Here is a 6,414-nt window from a genome sequence, read left to right on the forward strand (position 1 = left end):
TTAAACTGTACTTATGTTACGTAAACTCAACTTGTTAATTGCAAGTATCTTGTTGACAGTGACTTACGGTTATTCCCAATCAGGTTTGGGAACGATCCGAGGTAGTGTTGTTGATAAGGACAGCAAAGAGGCTATATACGATTGTATCATAGTCCTCAAGCAAAATGGAACAGTTAAGGGGAATACGACCACCGATACGGATGGTAAATTCCAACTTAACTCGTTAACACCGGGTGCCTACGATGTTGAGATCAGTAATCCAGGGGAAGGCTATCAGCCAACAGCAATTAAAGGTGTTGTTGTAAATGCTGACCGCATTACCTTCTTGGATAATACTGTTCTGGGACTTCCTGGCAACGCCAAGGAAATCGAAGAAGTCGTCGTGGTGGCCTACAAAGTTCCATTAATTAATAAAGATGGTGGTCCTTCCGGGGCGACTATTACCCGTGAGGACATCTCGCGTCTACCGACTCGTTCTGCAGCTGGAGTTGCAAGTACAGTAGGTGGGGTTCAAACAGACGAAGGGACCGGAGATATTTCGGTTCGTGGTTCCCGTTCTGACGGTACGTATTTCTTTATTGATGGTATTAAAGTACGAGGGTCTTCTAACTTGCCTAAATCAGCAATTGAAGAGGTATCCGTAATTACCGGTGGTTTGCCAGCTAACTATGGTGATGCAACCGGTGGTATTATCGCTGTAACAACGCGTGGACCATCTGCTAAGTATTTTGGTTCATTGGAAGGTGTAACTTCAGGTTTCTACTTTAAAGGAAAAGATCCGAATGGTTATGACGGGAAAGTGATCGGATTGGATAAATTCGGATACAACTTAGTTGAAGGACTACTTTCGGGACCACTTTTAATGAGAAAAGATTCTACCGGTAAAAAAACAAAACCAATTTTAGGATTCTTATTGTCGGTAAACTACACGAATGAATTGGATAGTCGTCCTTTGAATGGTGGATCATACCGCATTAAAAAAGAAGCCAGAGATTATTTGTTGGAAAACCCGGTAAGAGCAAGTGCTACAGGTAACGGAACTTTCCACAATGCAAACTATTTAAGAGAAAGTGATTTCGAAAAGACTGCATGGAGAATGAACGCTGCTCGTTCCACAATTTCTGCATCTGCTAAAATTGATGTGAATACAGGGCCTTCTGTTAACTTAACGTTCGGTGGATCTTTGAATTATTCTTACGGAAGTAATTATAATTACGAAAATTCATTAATGAACTTCACCAATTTTGGAGTTTTCAATCAATTGGACTACCGTGTTTACGGACGTTTCACTCAGAGATTCTCTAACAACAAGGAAGGATCAAGTTCAAAAGTGAAATCAGCATTCTACTCCATCATGGTGGATTACTCGAAAACAAAAACTGAGATTTATGATAAAAATCATAAATACGATTTGTTTAGCTATGGACACGTAGGGAAGTTTTATAGATATTTCCGTCCAACTTACGAGTTTAGAGATGGTGATTATTACCAGACAGCTACTCCTCAAGAGTACCTTGTTCAATTCGAGGCTTCTGAAACAAACGCTGCCTTAGCTGCAATTACTCAAAGCTACTTTGATCTTTATGCAGGTAACCCAACCGATCATTACGAAACTTTATTGCAGGTTCAAAACGGACGTGCATTAAGAAACGGTGACGTTCCAACTTCAGTTTACGGAATTTGGAATAACATTGGTACACCAAATAATGGTTTCAGCAGACAAGAACAAGATCAGTTCCGTATTACAGGGTCAGGTTCGGTGAACCTCGGTGACCACTCAATCTCTTTAGGTTTTGAGTATGAGCAACGTTGGGATAGAGGTTGGTCTAGCGGAAATGCTGGTCCGATCGGACTTTGGACAACTGCTCGTTTGTTAGCAAACAGTCACTTGACAGAGTTGGATGATGAAGCTACTGTAGTTAATTTCGGTGCTTATCAGCAATACAGCTATGATCGTTTGAATACCGGTTATGCTTATACATCCGGTACGGGTGAATACGGTGGACAGGAAAATGATGACAAACAATCGTTCTTTGATTATAATCTTCGTCAAAAACTTGGATTTAACCCGGCTGGAACGGATTACCTTGTAATTGATCAGTATGATCCAAGTGTATTCTCATTGGATATGTTCTCACCGGATGAGTTGTTCAACCAGGGAGATAATTACGTTAATTATTTCGGTTATGATCATACCGGGAAAAAAGTAAAAGGAAATACAGATATTAATAAGTATTTCAATGAATTTGATGAGAATGGTAACTATAAAAGATTTATCGGTGCATTCCAGCCAGTTTATATTGCTGGTTATATCATGGATAAGTTTGCATTTAAAGACATCGTTTTCAACGTTGGTGTTCGTGTAGATGTATTCGATGCCAATCAACCGGTTTTAAAGGATAAATACTTGGTTTATACTGCAAACAATGTTACGGAAGCAAGATCGTTGATCGCCGGTGATCCGACAAAATATGCAAACATGACAATCCCTGAGTCTATGGGGGATGATTACGTTGTATATGTTGATGATGTTAACAATCCGACAAGAATTAACGGGTTCAGAAACGGAGATCAGTGGTATGATGCAAACGGTATCGCAATTGAGGATCCAAAATTGATCCGAGGTGTTACAGGTATCGCTCCTTGGTTGAAAGATCCTTCTGCAGCAATGAATTCAAGAGTAAATTCTGATGCATTTCAGGATTACAAACCTCAAATTAATGTGATGCCTCGTATTGCATTCTCATTCCCTATTTCTGATGAAGCATCGTTCTTTGCGCATTATGATATCTTGACAAAACGTCCTACAACAGGTAACCGTTTTAATCCGATTGATTATCAGTTTATCGAATCGCGTACAAATACGATCAACAACCCGGACTTGAAGCCGGAGCAAACGATCGATTACGAAATCGGTTTCCAGCAAGTTTTGACTAAAACTTCATCTTTGAAAATCTCTGCATTTTACCGTGAACAACGTAACAACGTGCAATTAATGAATGTATTTGAGGCTTACCCGAATACTTACCGCACATTTGGTAACCGTGACTTCGGTACTGTGAAAGGTTTGACAGTGTCTTATGACCTTCGTAGAACAGGAAATGTTCGTATGACTGCTGCTTATACATTACAGTTTGCAGATGGTACCGGTTCGGATGCAACTTCTGCAGCTTCATTGCTGACAGGGCTTCAAACTGCAGGATTACCTAACTTACGTAGTGTATTCCCTTATTCATACGATCAGCGCCATACATTTGCAATCACTTTTGATTACCGTTACGGTGAAGGAGCTGATTACAACGGACCAATGATTGGTGATGCTAAGATTCTTGAAAACACAGGTTTGAACTTAATTACAAACATCTATTCAGGTTCGCCTTATAGTTCTCAAACAGGTGTTACAGGTGATGCATTGATCAATCCGAATACTTCAGGTATTACCGGAACAGTAAACGGATCAAGATTACCTTGGCAGTATCGTTTGGATCTTCAATTGGATCGTACATTTGGAATTGATTTTGGAAAAGAGGGTAAAAAGAAATCAACGTATTTACAAGTATACGTTCGAGTTACCAACCTTTTCAACACAATGAACGTTCTTGGTGTATACAGAGCTACAGGAAACTGGAATGATGACGGATATTTGGCAGATGCTCAATACCAAACATCTATCCAAAACCAGCTGGATGAGCAATCTTTCAGAGATTATTACGCGATGAAGGTGGCAAATCCATTTAACGTTAGTCCGCCAAGAACAATTCGCTTAGGGGTTAAGTTTGATTTCTAAGAAAGAAAAAAATTAAAGTATGAAACGAACATTTAAATACTTATCGCTCGCAATTACGATGTGCTTCATTGGTCAGGCCAATGCGTACAATCACGATTTTGGGAAAGGGAAGTCGGCTGGAAACAAGCCGAAGCCCACGGTAACAACAAAGGCTGCGAACTGTGCACCTGCGAATTACCGTAAAACTATGGACTTTAATGATGTTAGCTGTCAGTTGGAAACAGGAGGTTTATTATTCCTGGATCGTGCTAATGGATTGGCAACATATACTGTTCCAAAAAAGAAAGGAAATGAAACGGTTGTAACAACCATTTATGCTGGAGCATTGTGGATGGGTGGAACCGATATTAACGGTCAATTAAAATTGGCGGCAGTTAAATTCCGGGAAGGAAACGATTTCTGGCCTGGTCCGCTTTCTGTGGATTACGGTACAGGGAATTTTGATCCGTCTGTTCCACAAGGAGATACTGCAAGACGTGATTATGGTGCAGGAACGATTGATCCGGACCAATGTTTGTTGTATGACAACATTTTCACGATCACGAAAGCTGGAGTTATCTTGTTCATTACATATGGCGAGTGTACAACAGGTGATTGCCCTCCTCCATCAAACGAAACTTTGGCTCAGATCAATGCTTGGCCAGGTAACGGAGATATCGGTCGTGGACAGGATCAGTTTTTAGCACCGTTTTACGATGTGAATAATGATATGTTCTACGAACCTGAAGAAGGAGATTACCCTTGGTATGATGATATCTTAGGTCGTGATGACATTGAATGTGGTAAAGACAGACGTGTGACTTTATTCGGAGATATCACCAACTGGTGGGTTTTCAATGATAAAGGAAACATCCACACTGAATCACAAGGTGAACCGATCGGAATGGAAATCCATGCTCAGGCATTTGCTTTTGCAACGGATGATGAGATCAACAAAATGACTTTCTATAACTACGAGTTGATTAACCGTGGTACTCAAACATTGTATGACACGTATTTCTCGCAATATATTGATGCGGATTTAGGAAACTACAATGATGATTATGCAGGATGTGACGTTACACGTGGTTTAAGTTACATGTACAATGGTGACTTGAATGATGAACCGAACTCAGGACGTCCGGGATTTGGTGCAAATCCGCCGGCAATTGGTGTTGACTTCTTCGAAGGACCTTACCAGGATGCTGATGCTGCGGACAATCCGGGACCTGTTTTTGATACAATCAACCAACAGTGGATTATTCCTACAGTAGCGAATGCTATTGCAAATAAAGGAATTGTCTATAGAGGTTTGGGAATCGGTTACGGAGATAATATCGTGGATAATGAGCGTTACGGAATGCGTAACTTTACGATCTATACAGGAACAAATGCACCGGCAGGTCAGTCGGATCCAAACTCATCAACCCAGTTCTATAACTATATGCAGGGGTTATGGCAGTTTGGTGATCAATTGTACTACGGTGGAACAGGTTTCCCTGGTGCACCATGTGTTGGAGCAATTGAAACAAACTATATGTTCCCGGCAAATTCAGATTCTTTGGATTGGGCTACAGCAGGAGTAGATCCGGGATTTGACTGGTCAGAATTTGAACCTTGCGGAACAGGATCTACATCCAATCCATCAGGTGACCGTCGTTTCGTTCAGTCTGCAGGACCATTTACATTGCGTCCGGGTGCTGTAAACAACATTACAGTTGGGATCGTTTACGCAAGAAGTTTCGAAGGAGAAATTTTCTCTTCTGTAGATGCATTAAAGACAGCAGATACAAAAGCTCAGGCATTGTTCGACAACTGTTTCCGTATTTTGGAGCCACCAAATGCTCCGGTTATGACTATCCAGGAAATGGGTAATGAATTGATCATTATGCTGGATAACCCTGTAAACTCGAATAACTACAGAGAAAAATACATCGAAGAAGATATCATTGGGATCGTTGATCCGAACGGTGCAGGCGATACTTTACCGAATGGTAACCCGATCATTTATGATAAAAACTACCGTTTTGAAGGATACCAGATCTATCAGTTGAAAAATGCACAGGTTGGTATTACAGATTTGGAGGACGAAACAGTTGCCCGTCTGGTAGCACAATGTGATGTTAAAAATGGTGTTAAACGCCTGATTAACTTTGAATTTGATGAAGAGTTAGGTTTTTCTTTCCCGGTAGAGAAAGTGAAAGGTGCTGATCAAGGAATTCAACACACATTTAGAGTTACTGAAGATTTATTTGCATCGGGTGACCGTAAGCTTGTGAACTTCAAAACTTATTATTACCTGGCAGTTGCTTATGGTTATAACAACTATAAGCCTTACGATCCAAGTGATGCACAATACCTTGACGGACAGAAAAAACCTTATTTACGTTCACGTATCAATGCTGATGGTACACCATTAGCAGGTGTGCCGGCAATTCCTCATAATATTGCTCCGGAATTAGGTGGTTCGATGGCAAATTCTGTTTACGGACAGACTCCACGTATCACACGTTTGGATGGAACAGGAAACGGCGGAAGAGAATTACAGTTGACAACAGCATCAGAGAATGCGATCATTGCCAACGGATTCAAGGATGAAGTAGAATACGACTATAACGGTGGACCGATCAATGTGAAAGTTGTTGATC

The 6,414-nt window shown here is 40.8% G+C and carries 1 protein-coding gene and 1 pseudogene; both read left to right on the top strand.

Annotation, left to right across the window (positions count from 1 at the left end; translation table 11 throughout):
- Positions 1-13: 13 nt before the first annotated feature.
- The gene (locus K0S23_RS10375) at positions 14-3,787 is read left to right on the top strand and encodes a carboxypeptidase regulatory-like domain-containing protein (RefSeq protein WP_300356886.1); all 3,774 of its coding nucleotides are present in this window, start codon (positions 14-16) and stop codon (positions 3,785-3,787) included.
- Between the two features lie 19 nt (positions 3,788-3,806).
- Positions 3,807-6,414 (top strand): annotated as a pseudogene (locus K0S23_RS10380) (T9SS C-terminal target domain-containing protein); the annotation flags it as partial.

Origin of the sequence: Fluviicola sp. (assembly GCF_029266855.1) — a bacterium.
GTDB lineage: Bacteria > Bacteroidota > Bacteroidia > Flavobacteriales_D > Crocinitomicaceae > Fluviicola.